Source organism: Kineosphaera limosa NBRC 100340 (genome assembly GCF_000298215.1).
GTDB classification, from domain to species: Bacteria; Actinomycetota; Actinomycetes; order Actinomycetales; family Dermatophilaceae; genus Kineosphaera; species Kineosphaera limosa.
The window spans coordinates 38,271-64,193 of the sequence record NZ_BAHD01000011.1 but is presented as its reverse complement, the minus strand read 5'-3'; the positions used below and the strand labels follow the sequence as shown (position 1 = coordinate 64,193).

Annotated in this window: 25 protein-coding genes and 4 tRNA genes; 12 read left to right on the top strand and 17 right to left on the bottom strand. The window is 70.0% G+C overall.

Annotated features, from left to right (window positions below):
* The first annotated feature begins 187 nt into the window (after nt 1-187).
* On the top strand, nt 188-1,090 hold the full coding sequence (locus KILIM_RS03910; RefSeq protein WP_006591321.1) for a putative RNA methyltransferase: 903 nt from the start codon (nt 188-190) through the stop codon (nt 1,088-1,090).
* Nucleotides 1,083-1,709, top strand: a complete 627-nt coding sequence (locus tag KILIM_RS03905) for a hypothetical protein (RefSeq protein ID WP_006591320.1) — start codon at nt 1,083-1,085, stop codon at nt 1,707-1,709. Before KILIM_RS03910 ends, KILIM_RS03905 begins: the two co-directional genes overlap by 8 nt.
* A 7-nt stretch (nt 1,710-1,716) precedes the next feature.
* Here the strand turns inward: KILIM_RS03905 and KILIM_RS03900 are convergent, their stop codons facing one another.
* Nucleotides 1,717-2,124: a RidA family protein gene (locus KILIM_RS03900; RefSeq protein WP_006591319.1), complete on the bottom strand. Its 408-nt coding sequence runs from the start codon at nt 2,122-2,124 to the stop codon at nt 1,717-1,719.
* A 58-nt stretch (nt 2,125-2,182) separates the two neighbouring features.
* On the opposite strand from KILIM_RS03900, the gene KILIM_RS03895 reads away from it, so the two are divergent.
* Nucleotides 2,183-2,830 carry a TetR/AcrR family transcriptional regulator gene (locus KILIM_RS03895; protein ID WP_255247603.1) on the top strand — a complete coding sequence of 216 codons (648 nt, stop codon included), beginning with the start codon at nt 2,183-2,185 and terminating at the stop codon, nt 2,828-2,830.
* Between the two features lie 89 nt (nt 2,831-2,919).
* Here the strand turns inward: KILIM_RS03895 and KILIM_RS03890 are convergent, their stop codons facing one another.
* The 3 genes from KILIM_RS03890 to KILIM_RS03880 are packed head-to-tail and all read right to left on the bottom strand — an operon-like array spanning nt 2,920 to nt 5,143.
* On the bottom strand, nt 2,920-3,651 hold the full coding sequence (locus tag KILIM_RS03890) for a hypothetical protein (RefSeq protein ID WP_006591317.1): 732 nt from the start codon (nt 3,649-3,651) through the stop codon (nt 2,920-2,922).
* Entirely contained in the window at nt 3,648-4,433 is a 786-nt protein-coding gene (locus KILIM_RS03885) for a hypothetical protein (RefSeq protein WP_006591316.1), read from the bottom strand. Before KILIM_RS03885 ends, KILIM_RS03890 begins: the two co-directional genes overlap by 4 nt.
* Nucleotides 4,430-5,143, bottom strand: coding sequence for an ABC transporter ATP-binding protein (locus tag KILIM_RS03880; protein WP_006591315.1), 714 nt, complete (start codon nt 5,141-5,143; stop codon nt 4,430-4,432). Before KILIM_RS03880 ends, KILIM_RS03885 begins: the two co-directional genes overlap by 4 nt.
* 134 nt (nt 5,144-5,277) lie before the next feature.
* On the opposite strand from KILIM_RS03880, the gene KILIM_RS03875 reads away from it, so the two are divergent.
* Both KILIM_RS03875 and KILIM_RS03870 read left to right on the top strand, forming a co-directional pair.
* Nucleotides 5,278-6,222 carry a sensor histidine kinase gene (locus KILIM_RS03875; RefSeq protein ID WP_083875888.1) on the top strand — a complete coding sequence of 315 codons (945 nt, stop codon included), beginning with the start codon at nt 5,278-5,280 and terminating at the stop codon, nt 6,220-6,222.
* Nucleotides 6,219-6,884, top strand: a complete 666-nt coding sequence (locus KILIM_RS03870; RefSeq protein WP_040562140.1) for a response regulator — start codon at nt 6,219-6,221, stop codon at nt 6,882-6,884. The genes KILIM_RS03875 and KILIM_RS03870 overlap by 4 nt, the downstream gene beginning before the upstream one ends.
* A gap of 72 nt (nt 6,885-6,956) precedes the next feature.
* Here KILIM_RS03870 and KILIM_RS03865 read toward each other — a convergent pair.
* From KILIM_RS03865 to KILIM_RS24855, 3 genes are all read right to left on the bottom strand, one after another.
* Nucleotides 6,957-7,030: transfer RNA gene (locus tag KILIM_RS03865), tRNA-Val, on the bottom strand.
* Nucleotides 7,031-7,111: 81 nt separating this feature from the next.
* Nucleotides 7,112-8,392 carry a threonine/serine exporter family protein gene (locus KILIM_RS03860; RefSeq protein ID WP_006591312.1) on the bottom strand — a complete coding sequence of 427 codons (1,281 nt, stop codon included), beginning with the start codon at nt 8,390-8,392 and terminating at the stop codon, nt 7,112-7,114.
* Nucleotides 8,389-9,030, bottom strand: a complete 642-nt coding sequence (locus KILIM_RS24855; protein WP_255247602.1) for a TIGR02611 family protein — start codon at nt 9,028-9,030, stop codon at nt 8,389-8,391. The genes KILIM_RS03860 and KILIM_RS24855 overlap by 4 nt, the downstream gene beginning before the upstream one ends.
* A 265-nt stretch (nt 9,031-9,295) precedes the next feature.
* Between KILIM_RS24855 and KILIM_RS03850 the strand changes: the two genes are divergently transcribed.
* Nucleotides 9,296-10,453, top strand: a complete 1,158-nt coding sequence (locus tag KILIM_RS03850) for a CapA family protein (protein ID WP_246308446.1) — start codon at nt 9,296-9,298, stop codon at nt 10,451-10,453.
* Nucleotides 10,454-10,524: 71 nt separating this feature from the next.
* On the opposite strand, the gene KILIM_RS03845 is transcribed toward KILIM_RS03850, so the two are convergent.
* The 4 genes from KILIM_RS03845 to KILIM_RS03830 form a co-directional block, all read right to left on the bottom strand.
* Nucleotides 10,525-10,740: a hypothetical protein gene (locus KILIM_RS03845; RefSeq protein WP_006591308.1), complete on the bottom strand. Its 216-nt coding sequence runs from the start codon at nt 10,738-10,740 to the stop codon at nt 10,525-10,527.
* A 256-nt stretch (nt 10,741-10,996) separates the two neighbouring features.
* Nucleotides 10,997-11,071: transfer RNA gene (locus KILIM_RS03840), tRNA-Val, on the bottom strand.
* A 33-nt stretch (nt 11,072-11,104) separates the two neighbouring features.
* Nucleotides 11,105-11,178 (bottom strand) — tRNA-Cys (locus KILIM_RS03835).
* A 55-nt stretch (nt 11,179-11,233) separates the two neighbouring features.
* Nucleotides 11,234-11,306, bottom strand: a tRNA-Gly gene (locus KILIM_RS03830).
* Nucleotides 11,307-11,642: 336 nt separating this feature from the next.
* Here KILIM_RS03830 and glgX point away from each other — a divergent pair.
* The gene (glgX, locus tag KILIM_RS03825; protein WP_006591307.1) at nt 11,643-14,087 is read left to right on the top strand and encodes a glycogen debranching protein GlgX; all 2,445 of its coding nucleotides are present in this window, start codon (nt 11,643-11,645) and stop codon (nt 14,085-14,087) included.
* 42 nt (nt 14,088-14,129) lie between these two features.
* Here the strand turns inward: glgX and KILIM_RS03820 are convergent, their stop codons facing one another.
* Nucleotides 14,130-15,017 carry a polyphosphate kinase 2 family protein gene (locus KILIM_RS03820; protein WP_006591306.1) on the bottom strand — a complete coding sequence of 296 codons (888 nt, stop codon included), beginning with the start codon at nt 15,015-15,017 and terminating at the stop codon, nt 14,130-14,132.
* Nucleotides 15,018-15,061: 44 nt separating this feature from the next.
* Complete coding sequence (locus tag KILIM_RS03815) at nt 15,062-16,351, bottom strand: alpha/beta hydrolase (protein WP_006591305.1); 1,290 nt, start codon at nt 16,349-16,351, stop codon at nt 15,062-15,064.
* 72 nt (nt 16,352-16,423) lie between these two features.
* Between KILIM_RS03815 and KILIM_RS03810 the strand changes: the two genes are divergently transcribed.
* A complete protein-coding gene (locus KILIM_RS03810) occupies nt 16,424-17,482 on the top strand; it encodes an ATP-dependent DNA ligase (protein WP_083875887.1) in 1,059 nt (352 codons plus the stop codon).
* A 10-nt stretch (nt 17,483-17,492) separates the two neighbouring features.
* On the opposite strand, the gene KILIM_RS03805 is transcribed toward KILIM_RS03810, so the two are convergent.
* From KILIM_RS03805 to KILIM_RS03790, 4 genes are all read right to left on the bottom strand, one after another.
* Nucleotides 17,493-17,807, bottom strand: coding sequence for a hypothetical protein (locus KILIM_RS03805; protein WP_006591303.1), 315 nt, complete (start codon nt 17,805-17,807; stop codon nt 17,493-17,495).
* A complete protein-coding gene (locus KILIM_RS03800; protein ID WP_006591302.1) occupies nt 17,804-18,076 on the bottom strand; it encodes a hypothetical protein in 273 nt (90 codons plus the stop codon). Before KILIM_RS03800 ends, KILIM_RS03805 begins: the two co-directional genes overlap by 4 nt.
* A 103-nt stretch (nt 18,077-18,179) precedes the next feature.
* On the bottom strand, nt 18,180-18,518 hold the full coding sequence (locus KILIM_RS03795; RefSeq protein WP_006591301.1) for a metal-sensitive transcriptional regulator: 339 nt from the start codon (nt 18,516-18,518) through the stop codon (nt 18,180-18,182).
* Nucleotides 18,515-20,884, bottom strand: a complete 2,370-nt coding sequence (locus KILIM_RS03790) for a heavy metal translocating P-type ATPase (RefSeq protein WP_006591300.1) — start codon at nt 20,882-20,884, stop codon at nt 18,515-18,517. The genes KILIM_RS03795 and KILIM_RS03790 overlap by 4 nt, the downstream gene beginning before the upstream one ends.
* Before the next feature lie 280 nt (nt 20,885-21,164).
* On the opposite strand from KILIM_RS03790, the gene KILIM_RS03785 reads away from it, so the two are divergent.
* From KILIM_RS03785 to KILIM_RS03770, 4 genes are all read left to right on the top strand, one after another.
* Nucleotides 21,165-22,547 carry a flavin monoamine oxidase family protein gene (locus KILIM_RS03785; protein ID WP_006591299.1) on the top strand — a complete coding sequence of 461 codons (1,383 nt, stop codon included), beginning with the start codon at nt 21,165-21,167 and terminating at the stop codon, nt 22,545-22,547.
* The gene (locus tag KILIM_RS03780; RefSeq protein WP_006591298.1) at nt 22,544-23,491 is read left to right on the top strand and encodes a universal stress protein; all 948 of its coding nucleotides are present in this window, start codon (nt 22,544-22,546) and stop codon (nt 23,489-23,491) included. Before KILIM_RS03785 ends, KILIM_RS03780 begins: the two co-directional genes overlap by 4 nt.
* Nucleotides 23,488-25,029, top strand: a complete 1,542-nt coding sequence (locus KILIM_RS03775; RefSeq protein ID WP_006591297.1) for an APC family permease — start codon at nt 23,488-23,490, stop codon at nt 25,027-25,029. The genes KILIM_RS03780 and KILIM_RS03775 overlap by 4 nt, the downstream gene beginning before the upstream one ends.
* Nucleotides 25,030-25,207: 178 nt before the next feature.
* Nucleotides 25,208-25,846 (top strand): hypothetical protein, encoded by a 639-nt coding sequence (locus KILIM_RS03770; RefSeq protein ID WP_006591296.1) that lies wholly within the window; start codon nt 25,208-25,210, stop codon nt 25,844-25,846.
* Nucleotides 25,847-25,923 lie beyond the last annotated feature (77 nt).

Below are 25,923 nucleotides of genomic sequence, written 5' to 3'. Positions count from 1 at the left end.
CGGGTACGGCGTCGCCCGGACTTCGGGTTTGTGGCGAACTAAGTACATGTCCCGCATTGCAGAGATCTCTGTGCTAAGAACTTCGCAGGTCAGAGCGTTGCCGCTGATCGCCCGATCGGGGTCATGTACTTGGTTCACCACCGCGACATTTCGCGAGGCCGGCGCAGGGCCCACCTAGAGTGTCTGGGTGCCGAACCCCTCGTCCGCCTTGACTGCTGCCCTGCCGTCCCTGGCGTGCCCGCATTGCCAGGGACGCCTGTCAGCGCAGGCGAGCGGGCCGGTTCGCTGCGCTGCGGGGCACACCTTCGACGTGGCCCGACAGGGTTACCTCAGCCTGCTCACGGGCGCGGGCACTCGTGGGCTGCACGCCGACGATGCCGAGATGGTGGCGGCCCGCGAACGGGCCCAGGGCGCCGGCGTGTTCGCCCCAGTGGCGGCGGCGCTCACCGAGGCGTTGCGCGCGGCCGAGCCAACACCCGGGGCGCTGGTCGACCTGGGCGGCGGCACCGGCTATTACGCCGCAGCCTGCCTGGACGCCCCAGCGAGCGAGGCGACGGTCGGCCTCGGCCTGGACCTGTCCCGCTACGCGGCGCGCCGGGCGGCGCGGACCCACCCTCGGTTGGCGAGCGTGGTGGCGGACGCGTGGGGTCGATTGCCGCTGGGCAATGCCGTCGCGGGTGTGGTGCTCTGCGTGTTCGCGCCCCGCAATCCGAGCGAGTTCGCCCGGGTGCTGGCTCCCGGCGGCGTGCTGGCGGTCGTCACCCCGCGACCAGGCCACCTCGCGGGCCTGGCCGACGAGCAGGGGGGCCTGCGGGTCGACCCCGACAAGTCCGACCGCCTCGCGCAGCAGCTGGCCGGCTGGTCGATCGCTTCGACGGCGACCGTCGAACACCCCCTGACCGTCACCGGCGACCAGGCGGCCGACCTGCTGCTCATGGGCCCTGCGGCGTGGCACGTGGACCGAGCTGCCCTGCGTGAACGCCTGTCCGCCGGCCCGGCAATCTCGACAACCCTGGCCGTCGACGTCACCATCGCCCACCTCACCGCCCGCCCCACCACCGCCCGCCCCACCGTCGGCGCAGATGCCTGACGCCGATCACCCCGACCTGGCGCGCCTGGCGTCCCGGGCGCGCTCGCGCCTGGCCGACGCGGTGGCCACCGCCTTCGACCCGCTCGTGCTGGTCACACTCACCTTGCTGGTGGTCGCTGCGCGCGCCGCCGAAAACCCGTTGGCCGGAGTCGCCTGGGCGCTGGCGGCGATCGCGGGCTGCGCGTTGATACCGGAGGTGGTGCTGCGGGTGCTGGTGCGCTCGGGTCGCGTCCGCGATCGCCAGTTGGTGCTGCGCGAGCAGCGTCACGTCCCGATGCTCATCGCGGCCGCCTCTGTGACGCTGACCCTCGTCGCGCTGGCGCTGCTGGGCGCCCCGCGCCCGCTGCTGGCGCTCATCGTGACGATCCTCGTGGGCCTGGCGGCCATCACCCTGGTGACCCGGTTCTGGAAGGCCTCGATCCACGCCGACGTCGCCGCCACCTGCGCCACCGTGGCCGCTATCGACGTCGGCGCCTGGACGCTGTGCCTGACCGTCCCGATCGTCGCCGCCGTCGCTTGGGCCCGAGTGCGCGCAGGCCGACACTCGCTTGCTCAGGCGGCCGTCGGCATCCTGCTCGGCACGGCCATCACAGCAGCGGCGTTTCCTCGCCTGCTCTGACAGTCGGTCAGGGCAGGACGGCGACGGCCTCCACCTCGATGAGCAGGTCTGGCTCGCCCAGTGCAGCGACACCCAGCAGAGTGATCGGGCGGACCAGATCGAATCCGAGCCGCTGGGCCGCTCGGACCGCACCCTCGGCCAGCATTGCCATCTTGGCCGGCTCCCAGTCGACGACGTAGACCGTCAACTTGGCGATGTCACTGAACGATCCACCGACAGCCTTCACGGCCGCATCGACGTTTGCGTACGCCTGCTCGGTCTGAGCGGCCAGGTCGCCGGGGCCTACCGGTTTGCCGTCGGCGTCGCGGGCGACCTGCCCTGAGACGAACACGAACCTGGCCCCCTGCGCGACGGCGACTTGCGCATAGACCTCCGGGGTCGGCAACGACGGTGGGTTGACTAGTTGCACTGACATGTCTACCTCCTCGATTCTGTAGCACTGCTATTTAATAGCAGTGCTATATCTTGGTCAAGTGGTTCGTCCCCCCCGCCCCGAAGTCCGTGATCTGCTCATCGAGCGTGCTGCGGGCATGCTCGCCCGCCGCGAGCCGGTCAGCCTGCGCAAGCTCGTCGCCGACACCGACTTTTCGACCATGGCCGTCTACACCTACTTCGACGGGATGCCGGGTCTGCTCGGCGCTGTTCGTCAGGAGGGTTTCAATCGGCTCACAGCGAGACTGGCCGGGGTCGTCGCGACTGACGATCCAGTCCGCGACCTGGCGGCCATCGGCGCCGCGTACACGTCCTCGGCGACGGCTTATCCCGACCTGTACGCGGTGATGTTCGACGGGACGCTGCCGCTACCCGACGCCCAGGCTGCGGATGCGACGTTCGGGCAACTCATCGAGGCTGTCCAGCGGGCGGTGACGGCAGGGCGTTTCGACGCGGAGGTCGACCCCGTCGGATTCGCCAACGAGGTGTGGATGCTGGGCCATGGCGCGTGCATGCTCCTGGTCAGGGGGGTCGTGACCTTCGAGCAGGTGGAGCCCGTCCTGACGGCGGGCCTGATCCGCCTCTACGCCGGTGCCGGTGACGACGCCGATCTGGCGGAACAATCGCTGCGAAGCGGCTGGGCCGCAGGATGGGAGGGGCGGCTACCGCCTTCGACCCCCTGGCACTGATCACGCTGACGTTGCTGGCGGTAGCTGCGCGCGGGGCCAGCAGTCCGATGGCCGAAGTGGGCTGGGCGGTGGCGGCCAGCGCCGACCGATCAGGGGTCGGTGTGCCCTTGCCGAAGGTAGGCACAACCGAGCAGAACCGCGATCCACGCGATAGCAACCAACGAGCCGGCGCGGGCCGACAGCATTGTGTCGCCACTCAGGTACAACGCGGCCGCCGCGCGGTCGGGGAGCCACCGCGCGTGCTCCGTGGCGGCCGAGATCAGCGGAGAGGCGATGAGGAGCAGGCCGAGCATCCCGGCCAGCGCCGGGATCAGGTGGCGGACGAGAGCGCAGAGGGCATGGGCGAGCATTCCGATCAGCGCCAGGTACCCGATGACCCCGAGCAGGCGGCGCCCGTCCCCTTCCCACAGCGGCGCTGCGCCGTTGGCGCGCAACGCCAGGTTGGCGGCCAGCAGAGCGGTTGCCCCGCACAGGGCGCTGGTGCCCCCGACCCAACCGAGGGCAGCAAGCGTCTTGGCAGCCAGCAGGGCGCGGCGGTCGGGCATGGCGAGCAGGGTGGTGCGGATTTGCCGCCCCGCATACTCCTGGGCGGCAGGCAGCGTCCCGAGCAGCACGATCCCGGTGGCCAGATAGGGCGCGCTGGCCACGAGGACGTCTCCCCCGGTGACGGCCAGGCCCCGTTGCCTCGCGCCAGCCGCTATCACCCACCCCAGCAAGACGCCTGCGGCGGTCATGACAGCCACGGTGAGGGGCGCCATCGGCAGCGTCGCCACCTTGGCCCACTCGGCCCGCAGCGCGTCGACCGGTCCCCCGGCGCTCATGCGTCCCGGCCTCGGAAACTCGCGGCGGCAATGGCCAGTAGCCCGAGCGTCCAGGCGGCCATGACCACGGCTCCGGGCAGAGCCTCCAGCCCGCCCTCGATCGTGTCGATCTCGCCGAACAGCCGGCGCCCGGCCAGGTCCGGCAGCCAGTGCGCCAGGGGGGTCAGGTGGGTCAGCAGGAGCGACAGCGAGACGATCGAACTGTTGAGGACGAGCACGATGAGCGGCAGCACGCCGCTGCGGGTCAACGTGGTGATGGCCAGGGCCAACAATCCCGTCAGCACCCAGTAGAGGGCCCCGCCGGCGCCCCGCGTCACCGTCTCCGCCAGGCCGACGCTTTCGTGGCCGGCGCCGATGATGATCCGCGCGATGCCGACCGTCGCGGGCAAGGTCACAGCGGCCACGGCCGTCACCAGCGCGGCCAGGACCGCGGCCTTGGCCGCCAGCACGCCCGCTCGCCCCGGCATCGCCGTCAAGGTCGCGCCGATCTGTCGCCCGCCACCCACCTCCGCGTTCGACGGGGCGTACTCGCTGCTCATGATGACTACGCCGAGCACGACGGCGCCGACAGTGCCCAACGGCATCGCCGCGAAGGCGGCCTCGGTGGGTGAGGCGGAAACGAACTGATCGAAGCGCCCCGCCCGTAGGTCGGCGGCGATCATGCTGGCGTTGAGCAGGGTGAGCGCGATCGACCCGGCGGCCGCGACACCGACCCCCACCCACGTCGCCGGCAGCGTGAGGGCCTTGCTCAGTTCGGCCCCCAGTACGTCGAGCGCCCTCATGCGGCCGATTCCGGCGCGGGAGCGGTCAGACTGAAGAACGCATCCTCCAGGGACTCGTGCCCGGAGCTCACCTCGGCGACCGTTCCCAAAGCGACGACGCGCCCTCCGGCGATGACGGCCAGGTCGTCCGCGAGTCCCGCCACCTCCGCCATCAGGTGGCTCGAGAGCAGCACCGTGCCGCCGGCGTCGGCGTGGCCACGCAGCAACCTGCGCATCCAGCGGATTCCGTCGGGGTCCAGGCCGTTGGCCGGCTCGTCGAGCACCAGCGCCCGCGGCTCACCCAGCAGGGCAGCCGCGATCCCCAGACGCTGCCCCATGCCGAGTGAATAGCGCCCCACCCGCATGGTCGCCGCGTGGTCCAGACCGACCTGCTGCAGCACCTGCGGTACCCGCCGCCGCGGAATGCCGTTGCTACGGGCCACCCAGTCCAAGTGGGCCCGTGCGGTCCGGGTTCGATGCGCGCCCGGCCCATCGAGCATCGCCCCGACGCTGCGCAGCGGAGCCCTCAGCGCGGCATAGGGCTCGCCGTCGACAAGGGCCCTGCCGCCGTCTGCGCGATCGAGGCCGAGCAGGATGCGCAGGGTCGAGGACTTTCCGGCACCGTTGGGGCCGAGGAAGGCGGTGATGCGTCCCGGTTGCGCCGTGAAGCTCACGGAGTCGAGCACCGTCCGGGTGCCGTGGCGTTTGACGAGTCTGTCGATGTCGATCATGGGATCGAGTCCACCGTCGAAGGACGTGTCGCGTCATCGGCTCGTGGTCGGATCCCGCTCCCCACGGCTCGGCCCTGCGTCGATCGGACCACGGTCTGATGTCCCTGGTGCGGCCCGAATCTAGACTCGATGAGATGGACCAACCTGACCGGCCCGTGCTGCGCTCACGCGCGTGGTCGATCGCACTCGTCGGCATCGCGGTGCTGGCGCTCGCGCTGGCCACGACGAGTATCGGCGACGCCGCCCAGGCCACGGTGGTCCTGACAGCAGCCGCCTCCGGAGCGGTCGCCATGTTGCTGTGGGCACAGGTGCGCTCCCGACGCGAACGCGGGGCCTACGAAGACGCACTCACCGGGTGGGCCGCTGAACGGGCCAAGCAGGCCGAACGGATGCGGCTCGCGCGGGAACTCCACGACCTCGCGTCACACGGTCTCGGGCTCATCACGGTTCGCGCCGCTGCGGCGCAGACCGTGCGGGGCAGTGGCCGAGCCGACGAACAGGCCGCTGCTCTCGCCGATATCGAGGACGCCGGGCGGGCCGCAACCCTGGAGCTTCGCCGCATGCTGGCCGTGTTGCGTAGCCCGGCAGACTCGGCGCCGCGCAAGCCTGGTGAGTCGCTCGCAGATTTGCCCTCGATCGTGGCCGGAGCAACGGTGGCAGGGGTTCGCGCCACCTTGGCGATCGAGACCGGAGGGCAGGTTTCGCCGGGCGCCCAACTGCTTGCGTGCGCCGTTGTGCGCGAGGGCCTGACCAACACCGGCCGGCACGCCGGCCCCGCCCAGGCCCGCGTGCTGGTGGCTCGGGAGGGAGACTCCCTTGTCGTCACGGTGGAGGACGAGCCGGTGCCGGGCTGGGCTCCGCACCCCGGCGCCGGCGTTGGGCTGGCGGGCCTGCGCGAACGGGTGCAGGCGCTCGGCGGCACCGTGTGCGCCGGACCCGGACCGACAGGCTTTCGACTCGTCGCGCGCTTGCCCGAGCCCAGCGCCGCCGAGACGCCCGACCGCCACCCCAGCGCTGGCGAGCCCGGAGGGGCTGGGCGCAAGCCGGGAGCGTGGCGGTCGGTGGCACCCGGCCGATGAATGTCAGAGTCCTGATCGTCGACGATCAGCCGCTCATTCGGCACAGTCTGCGGCTCATCGTCGACAGCGCGCCAGGACTGGTGGTAGCCGGGGAAGCCGACACGGGCCGTGGCGCGGTCGCAGCGGCCCGCGACCTGATCCCCGACGTCGTGCTCATGGACGTGCGGATGCCCGGTGGCGACGGGATCGAGGCGACGTCTGCCATCACGACAGATCCGCTGCTCCGGTCCACCCGTGTTCTGGTGCTCAGCATGTTCGAGCTCGACGAGTACGTCGTCGCGGCCCTGCGCGCCGGGGCCAGCGGCTTTCTGCTCAAGGACGCCCAACCGGCAGCCCTGACCCAGGCGATCATGCGCACCCACGCCGGCGAGTCCCTGTTCGCCCCTGCGATCCTGGCGCGGCTCGTCGAGCACTACGTCGATCATCCGCGCAGACCCGCTCCGGCCCCGGCGTCGCTGACGGCGCGAGAGGCCGAAGTCTTGTCGCTCGTGGGCGCCGGGCTCTCCAACCACGAGATCGCCGCGACTCTGTACATCTCGATGGGTACGGTCAAGACGCACATCGGCCGGCTGCTGACCAAGCTCGATGCTCGCGACCGTGCCCAGCTCGTCATCGCCGCCTACGACCACGGCCTGGTCAGCCCACGTGGCCCCCGCGGCTAGGTTGTGGCACGCAGACGTGGCACGAATGTGCGGAGCAAAGCGAAAACCCCCTACTCAGAGGGGGTTTCGGGGTGGACGTAAAGGGACTCGAACCCCTGACCTTTCGCGTGTGAAGCGAACGCTCTAACCAACTGAGCTATACGTCCGGTGCGTCCGACACCATACCTGCTCGAAGGCCCGGCTCCCAAAACGGGGCGGGGCGAGGCAGGCCGAGCGCGGCAGCCCGCTCAGCGGCGGGTGCGGCGCAGGAAGCGGAACCGGGCGCGCGCCATGGTCTGGACGCCCTCGGCGGCGATGGCGGCGACCTGGGTGCCGATGGTCAGGGCGATGATCGTGGCCAGGGTTGCGCGGATGAGGTCTGGGTCGCCGTTGTCGGTGGTCAGGGCGATGAGGCCGAACGAGCCGGGCACCAGCAGCCAATAGGCGGGCCGGAAGACGACGACGCTGGGGAAGGCCGGCGCGAGCAACTCGAGCAGGCGCGTCGCCGTGAGCACCAGCGCCGAGGCCACCCCGATCGTCACGACCGGCCCCACTTCGGGCTCCAGCAGCCGGACCAGCCCGTACGTCGCCAGCAACACGACGACGATGACCGAGGTCAGCCTCGCACGGGCCGAGCAGAACAGCCCGACCCCGATGCCGATGAGCGCCGTCGCCGGCCACACCAGCCAGCCAGGCACCGGCGCGCCCCAGCCGTGCGCCGGCGCAGGTCCGCCACCGCCGGCCACCAGCGAGCCGCCGACGAGCTCAGCACCCATGAGGCCCGCCCCCGCGACGATCCCCGCCGCGAGCAGCGCCCACACGACCAAGGCGGAGATCAGGCGCGAGCCGCCGGAGACGACGTCGCCCGCGCTCAACTCCAACACCCCGTTGGTGGCCGCCGCCCCTGGGATGAGCACCACCAACGGCGCGCACACGGCGAACAGCGGCACAGAGTGCACCCCGGCCAACGACGCCGCCTGCCACAGCACGACGGTCACGATGAAGGGCAGGAGGAATGGCAGCAGTTGCGCCACCTTCAGGTACCGGGAGAGCACGACGAGCGCTACGCCCACGAGCAGCCCGAGCACCGCGTCGGCCAGCAGCGACCACCAGTAGGCGCCGAAGACGACCGCGATGCCCGTCGTCATGCACCCGTTGCCCACGATCGCCACCCACGCCGGTCGCTGCCGCGGGTTGGCCCGCACTGCCGCGACCCCGTCGCGCAGCGCGGCCCAGTCCCCCTGGCCGCGGTAGGCGGCCGCGACGATTCGGCCGGTGCGCCCGACCTGGTCGAACGTGAGGGTCTGCCCGGTCGTCGAGGTCATCCGTGTGCCGGTGCCGTCGTCGAGCAGCACCGCCTGCGGAAACACCCCCGCGCGGGTGCGCTGCAGGCCCCGGGCCTCCATCGCGGTCTCCAGGGTGTGTGCCACGTCGGTCACTGCGTAGCCCGCATCCAGCATCAGTGCGCCGAGTTCGCCGAGGGCGCGTCTGGACTGCGCCTGCGGGCCCGGCTCGGGGGCGGCGCTCACAGAGCCGCGTAGGTGCGCAGGTAGTGCGTGATCCACTCCGGCACGAGGCTGGGGATGCCCACGACCTTCAGCACGACCCAGAAGAACGCGACGACCAGGAGGAACGTGCCGGCGGCGAGCGCCAGTCGCACCCACACCGGTTGCGCCATGATCCAGTCGTTCCACTCCCGCAGGCGTGCCGAGACGTACTGGTGCAGCCGCTTGGCCCAGTGGAACTCGGTCGCCAAGATCGCCAGGCCGCAGAAGACGATGAGCCAACCAGGCCCCGGCAGCGGCACGAGAATCAGACCCACGATGACGACGGTGACGCCGAGGGCGGCCACCCCCATCCGATAGGCGTGGTAGGTCGCGCGCCGCTCGCGCAGTCGTCGCCGCCAGGCCCAGTCCGGGCCCAGCATCGGCCGGCTCGCCAGGTCTGGGTCGATGCCCCCGGAAGCGCCCCCCGCAGCGCGCTGCGAAGGGTCGGTGCCAGCACCGGATGGTTCGCCGGGCGAATCGCTCATCGCTGCCGACGCGTCGGGGGTGCCCGCAGCGGTCGTCCCTGGGTAGGGCGGGGCGGCCTCGCCGGACCGCAGGGCGCGCACGCGTGGCTGGTCGGGTGAGGTCACGACCTCACCGGTGCCCACTCGTTCGTCCACTCCCGGACTCCCCTTCGCGTCGCTGCGTGCGACCATTCTCGCGCATCCACGGGCCAGTCCCTGCCGTCTGCGCCACACTCACCGCTCGTTCGGCTGCCGTTTGCCCATCGGCCTCCTGCGCGGCGGTCTGACCTGCCCCAGGTCGCCTGATTCGCCCCTATCGATCTCGCTTCGCCCCCGGCGAACCAACGACTCCCTGCGTCAACGCCTACCCGCGCCGCCCAGGTTCCGCAGAACCCGACGGTGCCCGAATTACACTGCCCGCATGCTGAACCGCCGCACCGTCGCGATGTCCGCTGTCGTTCTCCTGGCCTTGAGTGCCTGCGCCCAAGACTCGTCGACGTCTTCGGGCACCGGCCAAAGCCCGGCGGACCCGACCACCGCAGCGGCCGGTGAAGAGAACGGCGGCGGGTCGGAGCCGACCAGTACCCCCACCGGGCCGGCCACCATCTCCTTGGCGTTCGCCGGGGACGTGCACTTCGAGCGTCAGGTGGCGGCCCTCCTGCAGGACTCCGACGAAGTGTGGGCCAAGCGCTTGCCGGAGCTGCGCGACGCCGATTTCTCGATGGTCAACCTCGAGACGGCGATTACCGAGCGGGGCACCGCGATGAGCAAGCCCTACACCTTCCGTGCGCCCGCCAAGTCACTGGACGTGCTCAAGGCCGCCGGGGTCGACGCGGTGAGCATGGCCAACAACCACGCGGCCGACTACGGCCGGGTCGGGGTGCAGGACACCCTTGCGGCCAAGGAGAAGAATGTGCTGCCGATCGTCGGCTTCGGCGCCAATGCTGCGGAGGCGTACGCGCCGCTGACCGTGGACGTCAAGGGGGTCAACGTGGCGGTGCTCGCCGCCTCGCAGGTGTGGGAGGAGACGGCGGCGAACTGGTCGGCCGGCGCAGACTCCCCCGGCATCGCCGTCGCCCTCGACCGGGCGAAATTCAAGGAGGCCGTGGCCAAAGCGGCCGCCGAGCACGATCTCGTGGTGGCCCAGATGCACTGGGGCACCGAGGGCACCAGCTGCCCTAACGGCGACCAGGCAGCCACGGTGCGCGACCTGCAGGCGGCCGGGGCGGACATCGTGGTGGGCACCCATGCGCACCGGCCGCAGGCCTCGGGATGGCAGGGGCGCACCTTCGTCGGATACGGCACCGGCAACTTCATCTGGTACAACACCAGCGCCAACTCCCGACCCTCCGGCGTGCTGACGGTGACCGTCGACGCCAACAAGGCCAGGGAGCGGGGGCAGGCCACCGGGGAGCAGCGAATGACCGAGCAGAGCCTGGTCACCGAGTACACGTGGACGCCGAAGTACATCTCGACCGGCGGGGTGCCCCAAGATCCCACGGGCAGCACGACCGACCGACTCGAGTCACTGAACCGGCAGGCGATCGCCTGCGCGGACCTCGCCCAGTCCCGTCCCTAGGGCCAGCGAGGAGGACCGGCGATCAGGGCCCGATCAGCACTCGGTCAGCCTCGGACGCCGACGCCGGTCGGTCAGTGGGCGTTCCCGAGGCATTCGATCGCGCTCACCGTCGCTTCATCACGCGAGTAGCGGATCTGCGCGGTCTCCCAGAACAGGGCGCTGCGCACGCTACGCAGGGCCTCGCCGATGCTGGCGGCCGTAATCGTGTGCCACGTGCCGTGATCGTCGTCACCGGGGGTGATGAGGACGCTGTAGCGGCGCGCAGGCTCACACGCGATGGCGGTCATTGGACTTCCTACCCCTCCTGGGTCAAATGTCGTTCCCTCAGTGTCCTGTCGGTCGCCGAGGCGGGAACGTGAGCCGCGCCGACCGCGGGCCGCATGTGGCACCACTCACGTCGATCCCCCGATCGAGGTGATTGGCCCGCCCCCGGCCCGTCGACATCCCCCAACGCGTGGGGCCGGTGTGATCGGCGTCGCACCAGCCCGCACGCACGCGAAGAACCCCTGGCCGTTACAGAGCCAGGGGTTCTTCGATGTCGAGTGGGCGATACAGGACTTGAACCTGTGACCTCTTCCGTGTCAAGGAAGCGCGCTAGCCAGACTGCGCCAATCGCCCAATGCGATCGACATCCGGCACCGGATGTCGAACTGGAGGTGGAGACGGGATTTGAACCCGTGTAGACGGCTTTGCAGGCCGTTGCCTCGCCTCTCGGCCACTCCACCGGACAGGTCCGAAAGACCTCCTTGAGTGTGCATCGAGGAAGGCCTCGTTCCTCCGAGCGGACGACGGGACTCGAACCCGCGACCCTCACCTTGGCAAGGTGATGCTCTACCAACTGAGCCACGTCCGCATGTGCCGGCCACGAGGCTGTTGTCCCGCGGCGTGCTGGACGACAGTAACCGATCCCGGCACCCGGATTCAAACTCGACCCCGACACGCCCGCGGCGATCGCGATCCGGAACGGCCCGCGAGCCTGGCGAACGCCGGATTGACCCGGTCCGGCGACGCGCTCACCGTCTTCTGGTCACACCGACAGGCTACCCTCGGTCCTGCCCGGACTCGATCCGCGCAACGACCCCTGCCCCCGGCGGTAGCCACCGACCGGGCCGCACACAGGACGAAGGCGGCCGCAGGGGTCGACACCTAAGCGGCGCCCGCGGGCGCCGCCGCGACACAAGAAGGAAGCATGGACATCTGGCCTGGTAAGGCGTATCCGCTCGGCGCGACCTACGACGGGTCGGGCGTGAACTTCGCCGTCTTCTCGGAGGTGGCCAGCAAGGTCGAGCTGTGCCTCATCGACGACGAAGACAACGAGACCCGTATCGAGTTGACTGAGGTCGACGGCTACGTCTGGCACGGCTATGTGCCGCACCTGCAGCCCGGGCACCGGTACGGCTTCCGCGTCCACGGTCCCTACGAGCCCGAGAACGGGCACCGCTGCAACCCGAACAAGCTGCTGCTCGACCCCTACGCCAAGGCCATCGACGGGCAGATCACCAGCGACGAGTCGCTCTTCGCCTACAAGTTCGGCGACGTCAACTCGATCAACGACGAGGACTCGCTGGAGCACACGATGCTCTCGGTGGTCGTCAACCCCTACTTCGACTGGGGCCACGACCGTCCGCCGCGGCACGAGTACCACAACAGCGTCATCTACGAAGCCCACGTCAAGGGGCTGACGATGACGCACCCGGAGGTGCCGGAGGAGATCCGCGGCACCTACGCGGGAATCGCCCACCCGGCGATCATCAAGCACCTGACGGACCTCGGCATCACGGCCATCGAGTTGCTGCCCGTACACCAGTTCGTGCAGGACTCGCACCTGCAGGACCGGGGCCTGACGAACTACTGGGGCTACAACACCATCGGCTTCTTGGCCCCGCACAACGGCTACGCGGCGCACGGCACCCGCGGCCAGCAGGTGACCGAGTTCAAGGCGATGGTCAAGGCCCTGCACGACGCCGGCATCGAGGTCATCCTCGACGTCGTCTACAACCACACGGCCGAGGGCAACGAGTACGGCCCGACCCTGTGTTTCCGCGGGCTCGACAACGCGAGCTACTACCGGCTCGTCGACGACGCCAAGGAGCACTACTACGACACGACGGGCACCGGCAACAGCCTGCTCATGCGCAACCCGCACGTGTTGCAGCTCATCATGGACTCGCTGCGTTACTGGGTCACCGAAATGCACGTCGACGGCTTCCGGTTCGACCTGGCGGCGACGCTGGCTCGCCAGTTCCACGAGGTCGACAAGCTGTCCGCGTTCTTCGACATCATCCAGCAAGACCCGGTGATCTCCCAGGTCAAGCTCATCGCCGAGCCGTGGGATCTGGGCGACGGCGGGTACCAGGTCGGCAACTTCCCGCCCCTGTGGACCGAATGGAACGGCAAGTACCGCGACACCGTGCGCGACTACTGGCGCGGTGAGGCCGCGGCCCTGTCCGAGTTCGCCTCACGCCTGACCGGCTCCTCGGACCTGTACGCCCACTCGGGGCGCTGGCCGATCGCCTCCATCAACTTCATCATCGCCCACGACGGCTTCACGCTGCGCGACCTCGTCAGTTACAACGAGAAGCACAACGAGGCGAACGGCGAGGGCGGCAACGACGGCGAAAGCCACAACCGCAGCTGGAACTGCGGCGCGGAGGGCCCCACGGACGACCCGGAGATCCGGGCGCTTCGGCTGCGCCAGATCCGCAACTTCCTGACGACGCTGATGGTCAGCCAGGGCGTTCCGATGATCGCCCACGGCGACGAGCTGGGTCGCACCCAGGGCGGCAACAACAACGTGTACTGCCAGGACAACGAGATCTCCTGGATCGACTGGAACCTCGGCCGCGAGCAGCAGGAGTTGCTCGACTTCGCCAGCCGCATCGTCGAGTTGCGCATGCAGCACCCGGTGTTCCGCCGCCGGCGGTTCTTCTCCGGCAGCGCCGACCACGGCGGCGTCTCCGACCTGCACGACATCGTGTGGCTGCGGGTCGACGGCACCGAGATGGCCGAGGACGACTGGCAGACCGGTTACGCCCGCACGCTCTCACTCTTCCTCAACGGCGACGCCATCCTGGAGCCTGGCCCGTTGGGGCAGCGGGTGCAGGACGACCATTTCGTGCTGATGTTCAACGCCCACTGGGACTCGGTGAAGTTCATGGTGCCCAGGATCGTCGAGGACGTGGCCTGGGAAGAGGTCGTCAACACCGCGCTGCCCGCGGGTCGCCCAGCGCGTGAGCAGAGCGTGCACAACCCGGGCACTGTGCTCGACGTGGAGGGCCGTTCGGTGGTCATCCTCAGGAGCGTGCCGCTGCCCGAGGATGTCGTGGCGGTCGACGCCGAGTTGGAGCGGGTCGAGGTGACGGCGGTGCAGGAAGGCTTGGCCGGCGAGTCCCCGGAGCGGGCCGAGCGCAGCGCCGAACGCGCTGCCCGGGCCCGCGCCACCCGCAAGACCGCGGGACGCGGCCGCAAGAAGGCCACCAAGCCCAAGGCGAGTGAGGCCGCGCCGCCGGAGGATGCACCTGCGCAAGAGCAGCCCCACGAGGAGCAGCCGCACGACGAGCAGGCCCAGGAGGGGCAGCCTGCGCAGGCGCAGGAAGCGCAGGAAGCGCAGGACCAGGGCGAGCCACAGGAGTAGCCCAACAGCTCAGGCAGGACGAAGAACCCGCGGTGGCCGCGGTCAACTGTTCGCGAGGCGGGCCTTTTCGGTCTCCACGTCGAAGTCGGCCGGCGGCCACTGCGGGTTCATCACCCGCAGGTGCTCCAGCACGAGGCGCTGCACGGCCAGCCGCGCGTACCACTTGCGGTCGGCGGGAACGACGTACCACGGCGCGATCTCGGTGGAGGTCTTCTCCAGCGCGGCCTGGTAGGCCACCTGGTAGTCCTCCCAGCGGGCGCGCTCGTCGATGTCGCCGGGGTTGTACTTCCAGTACTTGTCGGGGCGATCGAGCCGTTCGAGCAGTCGGGCACACTGCTCCTCCTTGGAGATGTGCAGCATGACCTTGACCGTCGTGATGCCCTCTTTGGCGGCGGACTTCTCGAAGGCGTTGATCTGGTTGTAGCGCCGGCTCCACGTCGAGGCGGGCACCAGGTTGCGCACCCGCACGATGAGCACGTCCTCGTACTGGGAGCGGTCGAACACCCCGATGTAGCCCGGTGTGGGCAGGGCTCGGCGGATGCGCCACAGAAAGGGGTGCTCCTTCTCCTGCGCGGTCGGCGCCTTGAAGGCGGTGATCTGCACCCCCTGGGGGTCCATGAGGCCGACGACGTGCCGCATGATGCCGCCCTTACCGGAGGTGTCCATGCCCTGCACGACGAGGAGCAGCCGCTGCGTTGAGGCGCCCGCACGGGCCTGGGCGTACAGGCGCTCCTGCAGTTGCGAGATCTCGTCGACGCCGGCTGCCAGGGCGGCCTGGCCGTCGGTCTTGGCTCCGGGGAAGGCCGGGGTGGCGCGCGGGTCGAGTTCGTCGAGGCGGAACCCGGGGCCGACAGCCAACGCGTCGGCGAACGAGATCGCGTCGAGCGCCTGTGCGGTGGTGGGGGCGGGCTCGCTCTTCTTCTTGGCCATGGCACATCCTGACCCATCCGCCGGGCTTCGGCCTCCGAATGCCCTCAGCCGGCGCTCAACCGCGCGAGCGCTCCCGTGAGTGCCTCGGTGACGACCCGCTCCCAGCGCTCTTGGTCGACGTTCCACTCCTTGACGTGCCGGGCCGTGCGCCATTCCTCGTAGCGCACGAGGTCGCTTCGGCGCCGGGCGAATTCGCGAGAGGGTCCCACAGGAACGAATTCGTCGTCGGCCGAGTGGATGAGCAGAATCGGGTGATGCACCTCGTCCGCGCGGTGTTGCCAGTCGGTGCGGGCCACATCGAGCGGCTCGTGCACCCCGACGAGGCCACGGGCCCAGCGGGCCCCGATGAGCCCTTGGGCGAGATGGGCCAGCGGGGAAGGCACCTTGCGCAGCCGAGCGTGGTGGGCGATGACGTCGGCCCAGTCGATGACCGGGGAGTCGAGGATGGCCAGGCGCACGTGGTGCTTCAGCGGCGACAGGTCGAGGGTCTGCATGACGATCGCGCCGCCCATCGACCAGCCGACGAGCACGAGGTCGCTGGCGCCGCGCTCGAGCGCGTAGGCCATCGCGGCCTGGGTGTCGCGCCACTCGGACAGGCCGAGGTTGTACAGGCCGTCGGGGCTCGGCGGCCCTTCGGCGTCGTTGCGGTAGGTGGGGACGAGGCTGGTGATGCCGAGGCGGTGCAGCGTCGGCACGGCGCGCAGGCATTCGTGTCGGGTGGCGCCGCGCCCGTGCACGAGGATCGCCCACGGGGTGGCGGCGCCCGCGGTGTGCGGGGAGGCCGCGCCAGGGTCGCCGTGCCCGGGCATCAACCAGGCCGGTAGCGGCCCGATCTCACTGGGCACCACGACGTCGTGGTGCGCGAGACCGAGGCTCTCAGTCGGCGGCTGCGCGTAGAAGTAGCCGTCCCAGCGGGCCGGGCCGGGGGCCGGGATGCCGATGTCGATGCCTTCGATGGCGCGGGTGACGGTGGGTACCGGAGCCGGGGTCTTCGCGCCGCGACGCAACCGGTTGGCCGGCGGCGTCGTCTCCGGGTCGCCGTCGGTGCGGTCGACGATGTCGCCCATGCGTAGGTGTCCGCGGCCCTCGTCGAACCACAGGCCGTAGCGGCCCGGCACCACCGTCTCCTCGTCGGCGCGCAGGGTGATGAAGCCGGGGTCGACGGCCAGGATCTCCTCGGTCTGCGGCCGCTCCCGCTCCGGGGTCAGCAGGACTCGGGCCAGGTAGGCGCCCGCGCTGACCGAGCCCGCCACCGACGCCAAGCCGATGCCCGCCCCGGTCAGTCCGGCGACGGCCGCGACCTTCGCCGCGCTCGACCGGGAGTCTGCATCCATGAGCCCATCGTCTCAGGTCGACGCGCGTGCCCGCGCGGCGACGGCACACCCGAAAAGAGCCACAATGGCCGGGTGCACCTGCCGATCGAACTGCCCGTCTCCCCCATGCTCGCCAAGGCCGTGGCCTCGGTCCCTGCCGCCGACTCGGTGCCGGGCGGGCTGATCTACGAACCGAAGTGGGACGGCTTTCGCTGCATCGTGTTGCGCGACGGCGACGAGGTCGAGCTCGCCAGCCGCGGGGCCAAGCCGTTGACCCGCTACTTTCCGGAGGTCGTCGAGGCGGTCCGAGAATATCTGCCACAACAGTGTGCGATCGATGCCGAGATCGTCGTGCGCTCGGGGTCGTCGGGAGCCCAACGGCTGCAGTGGGAGGCCCTGAGTCAACGCATCCACCCGGCGGCGAGTCGGGTGGCCAAACTGTCTCAGGAGACGCCTGCGGAGTTGGTCTGCTTCGACCTGTTGGCCCTCGGGCAGGAGTCGTTGCTGCACGAGCCGTTCCGCGAGCGTCGGGCCAGACTGGAGGCGGTGTTGGCGCCGCTGCCGGACGGGGCCCCGATCCACCTGACCCGCGCCACCCGCGACGCCGACGAGGCGCGTGACTGGTTCGAACGTTTCGAGGGTGCCGGGCTCGACGGGGTCGTGGCCAAGCCCGCGGACCGGCCGTACGAGCCGGGCAAGCGGACGATGCTGAAGATCAAGCACAAGCGCACGGGTGATGCCGTCGTCACCGGCTACCGGGTGCACAAGTCGGGCCAGGGTGTCGGCTCGCTGCTGCTGGGGCTGTACGGCGACGACGGGCGGCTGTTCAACGTCGGCGGCATCGCGGCGTTCACGGCCAAGCGGCGGCTCGAACTCGTTGAGGAGCTGGAGCCGCTGGTCGTGCGCGACGACGACGGCCACGTGGCGCACGCGGAGACCGACCGGTCGCGCTTCTCCTCGGCCAAGGACGTGAGCTACGTGCCGTTGCGCCCCGAGCGCGTCGTCGAGGTGGCGTTCGACCAGCTCGAGGGCTGGCGCTTTCGCCACGCCGTGACGTTCCTGCGCTGGCGGCCCGACCGCGAGCCGACCTCGTGCACCATCGACCAGATCGACCGCGCCCCCGCTTACGACCTCGGCGAGGTGCTGCTCTAGCCGGCGGGCGTCACCCGCGATCAGGGTGTGGCCCCACCGAGATGATCGTGATCTCGTCGGCCGCCGGCCCGTAGATCCAGAAGATCCGCCAGGCACCGGGTGTCCGGTTCTCGACATAGGACTCCCAGACTTCCTCGCCGTTCGGCCCGCTCAACGAGCTGAACTTGTGGGAATTCAGGCCTGGGTATGCCGGGCCCTGATCGCGCAGCATCCGTCGGGCCTTGTCGACCTTCTTGCGCTTCTTCTCGAACTGGGGCCGCTGCAGATCATCAAGGATGCTCGAAGCCTCCCGCGTGTAGCGCAAGCGGAACGGAGGGGCGCTCACTCGTCGTCGAGATCGTCGCGCTCGACCAGGTCGCCGGCCGCGTACTGCATCGCACCGCGCATCACCGAGGCCAGCAACTCCTCGTTCTCCCAGACATCGAGTTCGCGCTTAGGGATGGAGGCCAGCGGCGTCAGCAAGATCTCGCCAGTCTCACGCGTGGAGACCAGGAATCGGTCCTGACCGTGCACGCCGACGCGACCGAAGGCGATTCTGGCGCGGTCGTCGGCCGCTACTTCGGTGACCGGCGTGAAGCCTGCCAGCGCGCTCATCACATACCTCCGATAGACCCAGAAGCGGACACCTCATTCTCACACTCGCGGGGCAGGTGGGCAATACCCACCTTGCGCCGCACCCTCGTCCGCAGCCCGCCAGTCAGGACTTGACGAGGCGGGCGATGGCCGCCGAGGCCTCGTCGATCTTGGCCTGGGCCTCGGGGCCGCCGGCGCGAGCGGCGTCGACGACGCAGTGCTTGAGGTGATCGTCAAGAAGGGCGAGCGCGACATTCTCCAGGGCGCTGGTCAGGGCGCTGATCTGGGTGAGGATGTCGATGCAGTAGGTGTCTTCGTCGATCATCCGGTGGATGCCGCGGGCCTGGCCCTCGATGCGTTTGAGGCGCGCCAGGTAGCGGGCCTTGTCGCTGATGTAGCCGTGCGTGTGGTCCGACGTGGCGGGCTCGGGCGTGGCGGGGCTGGTGTCTTCGGTCTGGGTCATCGGTGCGCTCCTGCGTGGGTCGTTGCTGCTGGCTGGGCGTTCGGGCGGCCCTGCGTGGCCGCGGCGCGCGGCGATTCGTCGGCCCGTGACCGGAACCGGCGCAACCGCAGGCTGTTGCCGACGACGAAGACGCTGGAGAAGGCCATCGCCGCGCCGGCCAGCATCGGGTTGAGCAGCCCGAGCGCCGCGAGCGGGATCGCCGCCGTGTTGTAGGCGAAGGCCCAGAAGAGGTTGCCCTTGATCGTGCGCAGCGTCCGGCGGGAGAGCCGGATCGCGTCGGCGGCGGCGCGGAGGTCGCCGCGCACCAGGGTGATGTCGGCCGCCTCCATCGCGACGTCGGTGCCCGTGCCCATCGCCAGCCCGAGATCGGCCTGGGCGAGTGCAGGGGCGTCGTTGACACCGTCTCCGACCATCGCGACCGTGCGGCCGGCGCCCTGGAGGCGGGCGACGACGTCGACCTTGTCGGCGGGCAGCACCTCTGCGATGACCTCGTCGATGCCGACCTCCTTGGCCACCTGTCGCGCGACCGTCTCGTTGTCGCCGGTCAGCAGCACCGGAGTCAGCCCGAGTGCCTTGAGCTGGGCGACGGCCTGCGTGCTTGTGGGCTTGAGCTGATCGGCCACGACCAGCAGCCCCCGAGCCCGGCCATCCCAGCCCACCGCGACAGCGGTCGTGCCCCGCGCCTGGGCGGCCTCCAGAGCGCGCTGCAGTGACTCGTCCAGCGGCTGGTCGTGCTCGGCCAGCAGACTCGGCCGACCGACCAGCACGTCGTGGCCCTCCACGACGCCGCGGACCCCACGGCCCTCCAGGTTCTGGAACGACGAGACGGCCGGCAGGTCACTGTTCCCCTGGCGGGCTCCGGTGGCGATCGCGCGGGCGATCGGGTGCTCGGAGGCGTCCTCCACGGCCCCGGCCAGGCGCAGCAGCAGCTCGCGCGACACCCCGTCGGCGGGGATCGCCTCGTCGAGCGTCATCGCGCCCTGCGTGACGGTCCCGGTCTTGTCGAGCACCACCGTGTCGATGCGGCGGGTGGACTCCAGCACCTCGGGGCCCTTGATGAGCACCCCCAGCTGCGCTCCGCGACCGGTGCCGACGAGCAGCGCGGTCGGGGTCGCCAGGCCGAGGGCGCACGGGCAGGCGATGATGAGCACCGCAACCGCCGCAGTGAACGCGGTGGCCGGCGGGTAGCCCAGCGCCAGCCAGGTGCCGAGCGTGACCAGCGCGATGACGATGACGATCGGCACGAAGACCGCCGACACGCGGTCGGCCAGGCGCTGGATGGCGGCCTTGCCCGACTGGGCGTCCTGCACGAGCTTGGCCATCTGCGCCAGCTGGGTGTCCGAGCCGATTCGGGTGGCGCGCACGACGATCCGACCGCCGGCGTTGACGGTCGCCCCGGTCACGGCGTCGCCCTCGCCGACCTCGACCGGCACGGACTCCCCCGTGAGCATCGAGGCGTCGATCGCGCTGGTCCCGGAGACGACGACGCCGTCGGTCGCCACCTTCTCGCCCGGGCGCACGACGAACTCGTCGCCGACCGTGAGTTGCTCCACCGGGATTCGCTCTTCGCGGCCGTCGCGGAGCACCGCGACATCCTTGGCGCCCATCTCCAGCAGGGCCCGCAGAGCCGCCCCGGCGCGGCGCTTGGACCGCTTCTCCAGGTAGCGACCGAGCAGCACGAACGTGATGACGCCGGCCGCGACCTCCAGGTAGATGTGGGACAGGCCGTCGCCGTGCGAGATCGTCAGCTCGAACGGGTGCACGACACCGGGTTGCCCGGCGGTGCCGAAGAAGAGCGCGACGATCGACCACAGCAGGGCCGCGGTCGTCCCGATGCTGATGAGCGTGTCCATGGTCGCGGCGCCGTGCCGCAGATTGAGCGCGGCGGCGCGGTGGAACGGCCAGCCCGCCCACACGACGACCGGTGCCGCCAGCACGAGGGAGGCGAAGCCCCAATAGTCGAACTGCAGCGCCGGGATCATCGCCATCGCGATGACCGGCGCCGAGAGCACCGCCGCACCGATGAGCCGCTGCCGCAGATCCGCGACCTCCCGGTCACCCAGCGACGACTGGTCGCCCTCCTGCGGCCCCTCGTCCTCGGTCGCACGCACAGGCTCCGGGGCCGTGGCGGTGTAGCCGGTCTGCTCGACGACGCCGATGAGCTGCGCAGCCTCGGTGCCCGGCGGGGCTTGGATGCTGGCCGTCTCGGTGGCGTAGTTGACCGATGCCGTGACGCCCGGCACCTTGTTCAGCTTCTTCTCGATGCGGTTGGCGCACGACGCGCAGGTCATGCCGCCGATACGAAGTTCGATGCTGTTGGTCGGGGTGCTGCCTAGCACCGACTCGGAGCGACTGGTGGCGCTCATTGATTTCACCCTCTCATCTCATACCCCCTGGGGGCATCCTTCCCTCTAGATATACCCCTGCCGGGTATAGGTGTCAAGATCGAGGTGGAGGGGGAAGTTCATCGGAATCCGTACCAATTGCCGCGTCACCTCCGTGATTCATCGCCCATGACGAGAGTCAACTACGGATTTCGTCGCCCAGCGCTTGCCAGGGCAAGGAATTGTGGTCCATAGTTAGGTCACCCTGCGCCCCGGTGTCATCGGAGACACCCACGACGGGCAGGTGAGACCAAGGAGCAGCATGCCCAGCCCCCATGAACTCACGTCGGATGTCGTCATCGTCGGCGCCGGGGTGACCGGCCTCGTCGCAGCCACCGAGCTGACCCGTGCCGGCCACAGCGTCACCGTGCTCGAGGCGCGCGATCGCGTCGGCGGGCGCACCTGGACCAACACGATCGAGGGCGCCATGCTCGAGATCGGCGGCCAGTGGATCTCCCCCGACCAGACCGCCCTCATCTCGCTTGCCGCTGAGCTCGGCCTGGACACCTTCGCCCGCTACCGCGAGGGCGACAACCTCTACGCGCCGGTCGACGGGGTCGCCACTCGGTTCAGCGGCGAGGACTTCCCGGTGCCGGCCGCCACGCAGCAGGAGATGGCCCGCCTCGTCGCCGAACTCGACGAGCTGGCCGCTCAGATCGACCCGGACCGGCCGTGGGAGCACCCGCAGGCCGCCGCCCTCGACTCCGTCTCCTTCGAGGCCTGGCTCGCCGCGCGCAGCGACGACGAGGAGGCCCGCCGCAATATCGCCTACTTCATCGGCGGCGGCATGCTCACCAAGCCCGTGCACGCGTTCTCCGCGCTGCAGGCCGGCCTCATGGCCGCCTCCGCCGGGTCGTTCAGCCACCTCGTCGACGAGGACTTCATCCTCGACCTGCGGGTCGTCGGCGGCATGCAGCAGGTCAGCGAGCGCCTCGCCGCGGCACTGACCGACGGCGGCACGAACGTGCTCCTGTCCAGCCCCGTTCGCACACTGAAGTGGGCGGATGACGGGGTGCAGGCCGTCGCCGACGGCCCCGACGGTCCCGTGACCGTCAATGCCAAGCGGGCCCTGGTCGCGGTGCCGCCGAACCTGTACTCGCGGATCTCCTACGAGCCGCCGCTGCCCCGCCGCCAGCACCAGATGCACCAGCACCAGAGCTTCGGCCTCGTCATCAAGGTGCACGCCGTGTACCCGACGCCGTTCTGGCGGGAGCAGGGTCTGTCGGGCTCGTGCTTCGGCGCCGGCCGCGTCGTGCAGGAGATCTACGACAACACCAACCACGGCGACGACCGCGGCACCCTCGTGGCCTTCGTGCCCGACGACCGCGCCGACGAGATGTTCACCCTGTCCGCCGACGAGCGCCGCGCGACGATCCTGGCCGGCATCGCCGACTTCCTCGGCCCGCAGGCTCTCGACCCCGACGTCTACTACGAGTCCGACTGGGGCAGCGAGGAGTGGACCCGCGGCGCCTACGGCACGAGCTTCGACCTCGGCGGTCTGCACCGCTACGGCAACGACGTGCGCACGCCGGTCGGCCCAATCCGCTTCGCCTCCTCCGACACGGCGGGCGCCGGCTTCCAGCACGTCGACGGGGCCGTTCGGATGGGCCGTCTCATGGCCGAACAGATCGGCGGTGAGATGTGAACCAGATCCGCTACCTGGTCGGCTATCGCCCGCACGAGCGCGGCCAGGACGCGCTGAGCCTGGCCGTCGTTCTCGCCGAATCGTTCGACGCTGCACTGGATGTCGTGTTCGTCGTGCGCGAGCACAGCGCCTACGCCCCGGCCTACCCGCCCGTCGGCCGCGAGGAGCCGATCGTCGCCCAGCACGCACGCAACTGGCTCGCCGAGGCCGCCGCAAGCGTGCCCGAGGGCATCGAGGTCGCGACGCACGTGCGCTACGCCCCGTCGGTCGCCGAAGGGCTCATGGGCACGGCCGACGAGCTCGACTCCGCGCTCATCGTCATCGGGTCCGGCAGCGCCGGGATCGTCCGGCGCCACCAGCTCGGCGCGGTCGCCTCGACGCTGTTGCACCGAGCCACCCGGCCGGTGACGCTCGTGCCGAGCAGCTACCGGACGACCGGCCCCATCGAACGGATCGACTGCGCGGTCGGGCTGCGTCCGGGCGGCCAATCGCTGCTCAACGAGGCTGTGGAGGCCGCCGCGCGCCGTGATTTGCCGCTGCGCCTCATCACTATGGTCGACATCGACCGCGACGACCTGCCCGACGACGATCCCGCCCCCGATCCGGATCCCGAGCAGTTCGTGCGCGGGCACGTCGACGAGCTGCTGGCCCGGGCCGTTGCGCAGCACGGGGCGCCCACCTCGACCGACCTCGTCATCGCCCGGGGCGGTATCCAGGAGGCCGTGGAGTCGGTGCCCTGGGACGATGCGTCGATCCTGCTCGTCGGCTCGAGCCGGCTCGCCGAGCCGCGCCGCTTCTTCCTCGGCAGCACCGCCTACAGCCTGCTGCGCACCCTCTCCGTGCCGGTCGTCGCGATCCCGACCGGGGCCCGCTTCGACGGCGCCGAGACCGACGGCACAACCGAGACCGACAGCGACACAGCGAAGGGCGGGGCCGGGGCATGAGCGATATCACCAGCCGGCCGGCGGGTGCCGGCGAAGGGTCCGCCGACGGCGCGCACGGCGGCAAGGGCCTGAGCACCAAGAGCGTCGGCCTCGTGGCCGCCGTCTTCATCGGCGTCTCGTGCATCGCTCCCGCCTACACCCTCTCCGGGGCGCTCGGTCCGACGGCCTCGGCGGTCGGCGAGCACATGCCGGCGATCCTGCTCGTCGGGTTCATCCCGATGCTGCTGGTCGCCGTCGGTTACCGCGAGCTGAACAAGGCCATGCCGGACAGCGGCACGACGTTCACGTGGGGTACCCGCGCCTTCGGGCCGTGGATCGGCTGGATGGGCGGCTGGGGTCTGCTGGCCGCCACGATCCTCGTGCTCTCGAACCTCGCCGGCATCGCGGTCGACTTCTTCTACCTCTTCCTCTCCCAGGCCCTGGGCCGGCCCGAGCTGGCCGACCTCTCGACGAACGTCTTCGTCAACGTCGCAACCTGTCTGGTGTTCATGGTGGTGGCCTGCGCGATCTCCTATCGAGGGGTCGAGGCGACGAAGATGGTCCAGTACGTGCTGGTCACGTTCCAGGTGCTCGTGCTCGTGTGGTTCGCGGTCGCGGCCTACACGCACCTGGCGAACGGCTCGGCGTTCGACCCGACCCCGCCGTCGCTGGAGTGGTTCAACCCCTTCGGCATCGGCTCGTTCTCGGCGTTCGCGGCCGGTGTCTCGCTGTCGGTGTTCATCTACTGGGGCTGGGACGTCGTGCTGACGATGAACGAGGAGTCCACCGACGCGGCGACGACACCGGGTAAGGCGGCGACGGCCACGATCTTCGTCATCGTCACGCTGTACCTGCTCGTGGCGACGGCGACCCTGTCGTTCGCGGGTGTCGGCGACGGCGAGTACGGCCTGGGCAACACCGAGATCCAGGAGAACATCTTCGCCGCACTGGCCGGGCCGGTCATGGGGCCGTTCGCGATCCTCGTCTCGATCGCCGTGATGGCCAGCTCGATGGCCTCGCTGCAGTCGACGTTCGTCTCCCCGGCGCGCACGCTGCTGGCCATGGGTCACTTCGGGGCCCTGCCGCCCCGGTTCGCCTCGATCACCCCGCGCTTCCAGTCACCGGGCTACGCGACGATCTTCGCCGCGGTCGTCTCGTTCGGCTTCTACGCGATCATGCGGGTGATCTCGGAGTCGGTGCTGTGGGACACCATCACGGCCCTGGGCATGATGGTGTGCTTCTACTACGGCATCACCGCATTGGCTTGTGTGTGGTACTTCCGGCGGACCTCGCGTGCGACGCCGCGCACGATGCTCACGCAGTTCCTCGCCCCGCTGCTGGGTGGCCTGCTGCTCATCGCGTTCTTCATCCAGACCTCGATCGACAGCATCGACCCCGAATACGGCTCGGGCTCACAGCTGTTCGGCATCGGCCTGGTCTTCCTGCTCGGCTCCACCGTGCTGCTGCTGGGCGTCGTCGTGATGTTCACCCAGTACCGCCGCAACCCCGAGTTCTTCCGCCGCGGCATCTCCGCCGGAGAGGTCGGCCTGGTCGACTAAGCCGCGCCACCGCGCCTGCCGCCGAGCCGAGTCGTCACTTTGCAGCCCGAGTCGTCACCAACTAGTGACGACTCGGGCTGCAAAGTGACGACTCGGCTGGCGTGCGCCTGGGCCGCTTTCCGCGTCGGAACCTTGTCGGTGCCCCCTGACATGGTGGGGCACCCGAGGAGGTCATCGAGTGAGCATCTACCGACCGCACGACACGTGGCCCGACCATTCCAAGTCCTGGTGGCGCGACACGTTGGCATACGGCCGCGAACAGGGCTGGAGCTTGGACCACCCCAGCGGTCATTGGGGCCGGCTGTTTTGCCCCGGCGGCTGCATCATCACGATCTTCGGGACGGGCCGAGGAGGCGAGTCGGTCGCGAAGAGCGCACGCCGCAAGATCCAGCGGTGCCTTCATGTGCACGGCTCAGTTCTTGCCCGGGCCGTCGACCACCTCGACCGGGCTGAACAGCTGACGGACGCCGCCTCCGAACTCGCCCTGAGACAGGCACACCACGCTTATATCGACGAGATACTGCAGAGCGCAGACGAGGCCCTGGATGCGATCAAGGAGGCAGGCTTGCTCCGGCAGATCGAGGATCTACCGAGCGAGCCCGAGATCGCTTCTGCTGCTGCGTCTCTGGACGACGCGGGCGCACAGCTCGATCTGGCCACGGCCACCCTCTCCCCCATGTCGGCAGGGGTCGCCAAGCCCCTTCGCCGACGGATCACGGCACTACGCAAGCGCATCGAGAAACTCCGAACGACCCTTGACCAGCCCGCGTTGACCGTCGTGGACATTGGCCGCGGCAGACCCGGCGGGCCCAGCTGAGACACCTGTCCTTGTCACATGACAAGGACAGGTTGTAGCCTAGAGACCCCAGTCGCAAGGAGTGCCTTCGTGTGCCA

What these genes read in the sequence shown, in the direction of transcription:
- KILIM_RS03905 (WP_006591320.1), top strand. Translation starts at nt 1,083, where the DNA reads ATGCCTGACGCCGATCACCCCGACCTGGCGCGCCTGGCGTCCCGGGCG.
- KILIM_RS03900 (WP_006591319.1), bottom strand. Translation starts at nt 2,124, where the DNA reads ATGTCAGTGCAACTAGTCAACCCACCGTCGTTGCCGACCCCGGAGGTC.
- KILIM_RS03890 (WP_006591317.1), bottom strand. Translation starts at nt 3,651, where the DNA reads ATGAGCGCCGGGGGACCGGTCGACGCGCTGCGGGCCGAGTGGGCCAAG.
- KILIM_RS03885 (WP_006591316.1), bottom strand. Translation starts at nt 4,433, where the DNA reads ATGAGGGCGCTCGACGTACTGGGGGCCGAACTGAGCAAGGCCCTCACG.
- KILIM_RS03880 (WP_006591315.1), bottom strand. Translation starts at nt 5,143, where the DNA reads ATGATCGACATCGACAGACTCGTCAAACGCCACGGCACCCGGACGGTG.
- KILIM_RS03875 (WP_083875888.1), top strand. Translation starts at nt 5,278, where the DNA reads ATGGACCAACCTGACCGGCCCGTGCTGCGCTCACGCGCGTGGTCGATC.
- KILIM_RS03870 (WP_040562140.1), top strand. Translation starts at nt 6,219, where the DNA reads ATGAATGTCAGAGTCCTGATCGTCGACGATCAGCCGCTCATTCGGCAC.
- KILIM_RS03850 (WP_246308446.1), top strand. Translation starts at nt 9,296, where the DNA reads ATGCTGAACCGCCGCACCGTCGCGATGTCCGCTGTCGTTCTCCTGGCC.
- KILIM_RS03845 (WP_006591308.1), bottom strand. Translation starts at nt 10,740, where the DNA reads ATGACCGCCATCGCGTGTGAGCCTGCGCGCCGCTACAGCGTCCTCATC.
- glgX (WP_006591307.1), top strand. Translation starts at nt 11,643, where the DNA reads ATGGACATCTGGCCTGGTAAGGCGTATCCGCTCGGCGCGACCTACGAC.
- KILIM_RS03820 (WP_006591306.1), bottom strand. Translation starts at nt 15,017, where the DNA reads ATGGCCAAGAAGAAGAGCGAGCCCGCCCCCACCACCGCACAGGCGCTC.
- KILIM_RS03815 (WP_006591305.1), bottom strand. Translation starts at nt 16,351, where the DNA reads ATGGATGCAGACTCCCGGTCGAGCGCGGCGAAGGTCGCGGCCGTCGCC.
- KILIM_RS03800 (WP_006591302.1), bottom strand. Translation starts at nt 18,076, where the DNA reads ATGAGCGCGCTGGCAGGCTTCACGCCGGTCACCGAAGTAGCGGCCGAC.
- KILIM_RS03795 (WP_006591301.1), bottom strand. Translation starts at nt 18,518, where the DNA reads ATGACCCAGACCGAAGACACCAGCCCCGCCACGCCCGAGCCCGCCACG.
- KILIM_RS03790 (WP_006591300.1), bottom strand. Translation starts at nt 20,884, where the DNA reads ATGAGCGCCACCAGTCGCTCCGAGTCGGTGCTAGGCAGCACCCCGACC.
- KILIM_RS03785 (WP_006591299.1), top strand. Translation starts at nt 21,165, where the DNA reads ATGCCCAGCCCCCATGAACTCACGTCGGATGTCGTCATCGTCGGCGCC.
- KILIM_RS03775 (WP_006591297.1), top strand. Translation starts at nt 23,488, where the DNA reads ATGAGCGATATCACCAGCCGGCCGGCGGGTGCCGGCGAAGGGTCCGCC.